Raw genomic sequence first — 3,999 nt, forward strand, 5'->3', positions numbered from 1 at the left:
GGTCTGGGCCAGGGCCGCGGCGGGCGCGGTCAGGGCCAGGACGGGGGCGATGACGAAGGCGAGGCTGACGGGGCGCATCGGACGGTCCTCCGCGCCGGGCGGGCGCGGGGGCAGGATAGCGAAAGGGCGGAGGGGCGCGACCCCTCCGCCCCCCCGGGACGATCAAACCTGGTGACGGCCTATTTGCCTTCGAAGATCGGGGCGAAGCCGCCCCACATCATGCGCTTGCCGTCGAAGGGCATGTCCATGTTGGAGAAGTCGGGATCGGACTGCATCTGTTCCCAGCATTTGTCGGCGGCGGCGCGGTCGGGCCAGCGCAGCCACGAGAAGACCACGACCTCGTCGGCCTCCTTCTTCACCGCCAGGGGGAAGCTGGTGACCTCGCCGTCGGGGACATCCTCGCCCCAGGCCTCGACCTGTTCGAGGGCGCCGTATTTCTGGAACAGCGGCCAGGATTTGCGGGCGGAGGCGATGTAGCGGTCCTTGTCCGCAACCTTCACGGGGACCAGGAAGCCGGTGATGTAGCTCATGGGACGTCTCCTTTTTTGGGGGGCTATCGCTCGCGACGCGGTCGCAGCTTTGTTGGGGGCTATCGCTCGCGACGCGGTCGCTCGCTGCTTGAGCCCCGGGGGGAGGTGACGGGGCTAGCGGAGGCGGCTCAGGGCGGATCCGGCCCAGGTCAGCAGGCCGACATAGGCCCAGAACAGGATGTGGCTGGGGGAAGGGGCGGGGGCGCGGAGCTCGGCGCCCAGCAGGCCGGCGATGCACAGGCTCAGCAGGACCGCCCCGACCAGGCGGGTGGGGCGGGGCGCCAGCAGGACGGCGCCGAGGATGAGGGCGGCGCCGAGGCCGGTCTGGACGGCCGGAGCGAGGACGGGGGCGGCCTCGGACGGCGGCACGAGGGCGCGGCCGGCGAGGAGGCGGGTCAGGCCCTCGATAGCGAGGAAGCCGCCGATGACGCCGCTGAGGATGCGGCCCGACCAGACGGCGGGGGCCGTCAGCGCAGCGCGGCTGTCGATCCGGAAGGCGAGGTCGGTCACGGCGGGCTCCTGTCTGAGGCCTCGGAAGCGTTTCGGCTTGAGACTCATGCCGGATCAGGTTATAGATTGCAAGTATGAAGTTAGAAAAAATAACTGAGCAGTCCCGGAGGCGTTATGACGACGCCTGCGGCACCGCCCACGGGCTGGAGCTGATCGGCGAGCGCTGGGCCATGCTGATCGTGCGCGAGTTGATGCTGGGGCCGCGGCGGTTCGGCGATCTGCGCGCCAGCCTGCCGGGGCTGAGCGCAAACGTGCTGACGCAGCGGCTGGAGGGGCTGGAGGCCGCGGGCGTGACGGTGCGGCGCAAGCTGCCGCCGCCGGCCTCGGTGCAGGTCTACGACCTGACCGACTGGGGCCGCGAGGCCGAGCCGATCATCAGCGCCCTGGGCCGCTGGGCGGCGCGGTCGCCGGACCATGATCCGACCCTGCCGCTGAGCCCGGTGTCGATGATGCTGTCGTTCCGGACCATGTTCGACGCCGGCAAGGCCGGGGACGCGCGGATGCGGCTGGGCTTCCGGTTCGGGGCGGAGACCTTCGTGGTCGAGGTCGCGGACGGGGCGCTGACGGCGCGCCGGGAGGAGACGGACGGCGTCGACGTCGTGGTGACGGCGGAGCCGGAAGCGGTGGCCGCAGTGGTCTATGGCGGGGCGCCGGTGGAGACGCTGTCGCTGACCGGTTCACGCGCGGTGTTCGAGCGTTTCGCCTCCTTCTTCGAACTGCCGCCGAAGGCCGCCCGGGTCTGAGGCCCGGCCTGTCCGGCGACCCGTGTTCCGTCAATGGACTCGCGCGCCGTCGCACGGCATGCTGGCGGGCCTGTTCCGAGGGCCGTCGCCATGATCCGTCTCGCCCACCTCAAGCGCCGTCTGGGTCAGTACGCCGCCCTGTGGGTGGGGGGCTTCCTGGTGAGCGGTACGGCGATCCTGGTCGGCGCGACCATCACGGACATCATGGCCGCGACGGACATGGTGTTGCCGGTGCTGATGGTGGGCGTGGTCCTTGGGCTGGGCGCGGGGGTGGCGGCCAGCCTGCTGTCGGGCGAGACGGTGGGGACGAAGTTCGTGGTGTTGCTGCTGGCCGTGTTGCTGGCCCTGCCGCTGCTGTGGGCGCCGGTGTCCGCGGCCGTGGCGATCGCCTTCTTCGCCGACCGGTCGATCGAATATTCGGAGGCCTACGCCGCCTTCCAGATCGGGGTGTCGCGAGTGCTGTTCCCGATCAGCCAGGCGATCGGCGACGGCGACCTGTTCGGCTGGGTGTGGACGGCCTTCCAGTGGGTGTCCAGCATCGTCGGTTTCGCCTCGGCCCTGACCAATGTCTGGCCGCTGCTGCGCCGGCTGCTTGGGCCGGAGCCGGCGCCGGAACTGTGATGACGCGCCCGGCGGCCGGGCCCGGCTTGACCTCGGCAAGGCGCCGGGAGAGGCTGGCGCCATGACCAGCCAGCCCGCGCCCGGCGAACGCTACGCCTCGTTCAGCCAGTTCTATCCCTACTATATCCACGAGCACTCCAACCGGACATGCCGGCGGATCCATATCGTCGGAACGGCGCTGGTGATCGTAGCCTTCGCCCTCGGCCTGACGGTCAGCGCCTGGTGGTTCCTGGCCATGCCGCTGGTCGGATACGGGTTCGCCTGGGTCGGGCATTTCTTCTTCGAGAAGAACCGGCCCGCGACGTTCAAATATCCGCTGTGGAGCCTGATGGGCGACTGGCGGATGTTCTTCGAAACCGTCGCCGGCAAGCGCCGCTTCTAGCCAGCAGGGCGGCGCGCCCAGCCGCTGTCGTACGCGTGGCGCACCCGCGGCGGCATGGCCCACATGAGCTGGGCCCGGATGCTGGCCGGGCAGTAGGACGCGTCGGCCCGCCGGTGATACGGCGTGACGATGTCGCTGTGGCTGCGGCAATAGTCGGCGGCGGCCTGATCGACCCGGGCCACAAGGACCCGGCGGTCGGCCGGATCGCGCAGGTTCAGGTCCGCATAGTGGAAGCGGGCCTTGGGCGCCGGCTCCTCGGAGCGGGCGGAAACAGTGGTCGAGCAGGCGGCGAGCAGCAGCCCGCAAACGATGACGAGGGGTCGCATCGGGATCTCCGGTATCAGGGGTGTCAGGGTCTTGCCTTCAGGCAAGGGGGTGGCGAGGCCGCAAAAGGGCGGCGTCGGATTGCGGTCAGGGCGTCAGGGCGGGTCGGCGGTCAGGCGGGGGCTTCGGCCTGATTCGCCTGGGCGTCGATCTGGTCGGCCCGGCGGCGCATTTCGGCCGCCTGCCGTCGCATCTCGAGGATTCGGGCCGGACCTTCCCGGGCATGGGGAGCGGAGGGATCGGCGGCGATGCTTCGTTCCATCTCGGCGGCGCCGACGTCCATCTCGGCGGCTCCCTCACGCATCTGGCGGGCGCCTTCACGCATATGGACCACCTCGGACCGGGGGACCGTCATGCGAAGGTCGAGCGGCGTCGAGACAGCCACGTCCGTGCGCAGGCTTCCGCTGGCGTCGATCTGGAAACCGGAGGAGGTTCGGACGGCGCCGCTGGCCTCGATCTCGAGGCCGCTGGCGGTGCGGACGGCGCCGCTTGCATCGCGCCGGACATCGAAGGTCTGGAACGCGCCGCTGGCTTCAATCCGGACCTCGTCCTTGTTCCTGTTCGTATTCCCGTCCCGGTCGGCAGGCCCGCCCTCGGCGGAGCCATCGTCCATGCCGCCGAGCAGATCGCGCTCGTCCCCGGGCGACAAGGGCCGGAGGGTGGCGGGATCGCGGGCGGCCAGTTCGCGGGCCTCGGCGCGCAGTCCGGCGGCGTCGCGCAAAAGCGCGTCAGCGTCGGCGTTCAGGGCGGCGCGATCATCGGAGTCCAGTCCGGCGGCGATGATCCGCATCTCGCGCGCCTGGGCCTCCATGGTGCGGGCTCCGGCCTCCATCATGGCGAGGCCCTGATCGCGCTGGCGCAGCACGGTCGCAAGCTCTGTGGGCGGGGG

General features: G+C 70.7%; 7 protein-coding genes. 3 read left to right on the plus strand and 4 right to left on the minus strand.

Going from position 1 to position 3,999, the window contains the following annotated elements; translation table 11 throughout:
• Positions 1-179: 179 nt before the first annotated feature.
• Positions 180-530: a DUF1428 domain-containing protein gene (locus VN378_RS12245; RefSeq protein ID WP_325743857.1), complete on the minus strand. Its 351-nt coding sequence runs from the start codon at positions 528-530 to the stop codon at positions 180-182.
• 114 nt (positions 531-644) lie between these two features.
• A complete protein-coding gene (locus VN378_RS12250) occupies positions 645-1,040 on the minus strand; it encodes a hypothetical protein (protein WP_325743858.1) in 396 nt (131 codons plus the stop codon).
• A 74-nt stretch (positions 1,041-1,114) separates the two neighbouring features.
• Between VN378_RS12250 and VN378_RS12255 the strand changes: the two genes are divergently transcribed.
• From VN378_RS12255 to VN378_RS12265, 3 genes are all read left to right on the plus strand, one after another.
• A complete protein-coding gene (locus tag VN378_RS12255) occupies positions 1,115-1,783 on the plus strand; it encodes a winged helix-turn-helix transcriptional regulator (RefSeq protein ID WP_325743859.1) in 669 nt (222 codons plus the stop codon).
• A 90-nt stretch (positions 1,784-1,873) separates the two neighbouring features.
• Positions 1,874-2,404 (plus strand): hypothetical protein, encoded by a 531-nt coding sequence (locus tag VN378_RS12260; protein WP_325743860.1) that lies wholly within the window; start codon positions 1,874-1,876, stop codon positions 2,402-2,404.
• Positions 2,405-2,465: 61 nt separating this feature from the next.
• A complete protein-coding gene (locus tag VN378_RS12265) occupies positions 2,466-2,786 on the plus strand; it encodes an Mpo1-like protein (protein ID WP_325743861.1) in 321 nt (106 codons plus the stop codon).
• On the opposite strand, the gene VN378_RS12270 is transcribed toward VN378_RS12265, so the two are convergent.
• Entirely contained in the window at positions 2,783-3,112 is a 330-nt protein-coding gene (locus VN378_RS12270; protein ID WP_325743862.1) for a UrcA family protein, read from the minus strand. The genes VN378_RS12265 and VN378_RS12270 overlap by 4 nt on opposite strands.
• A 110-nt stretch (positions 3,113-3,222) precedes the next feature.
• The coding region (locus VN378_RS12275) for a hypothetical protein (protein ID WP_325743863.1) at positions 3,223-3,999 on the minus strand (777 nt) is incomplete at its 5' end.

The organism is Brevundimonas sp. (assembly GCF_035561115.1).
In the GTDB taxonomy this organism is placed as follows: domain Bacteria; phylum Pseudomonadota; class Alphaproteobacteria; order Caulobacterales; family Caulobacteraceae; genus Brevundimonas.

What these genes read in the sequence shown, in the direction of transcription:
- VN378_RS12245 (WP_325743857.1), bottom strand. Translation starts at nt 530, where the DNA reads ATGAGCTACATCACCGGCTTCCTGGTCCCCGTGAAGGTTGCGGACAAG.
- VN378_RS12255 (WP_325743859.1), top strand. Translation starts at nt 1,115, where the DNA reads ATGAAGTTAGAAAAAATAACTGAGCAGTCCCGGAGGCGTTATGACGAC.
- VN378_RS12260 (WP_325743860.1), top strand. Translation starts at nt 1,874, where the DNA reads ATGATCCGTCTCGCCCACCTCAAGCGCCGTCTGGGTCAGTACGCCGCC.
- VN378_RS12265 (WP_325743861.1), top strand. Translation starts at nt 2,466, where the DNA reads ATGACCAGCCAGCCCGCGCCCGGCGAACGCTACGCCTCGTTCAGCCAG.
- VN378_RS12270 (WP_325743862.1), bottom strand. Translation starts at nt 3,112, where the DNA reads ATGCGACCCCTCGTCATCGTTTGCGGGCTGCTGCTCGCCGCCTGCTCG.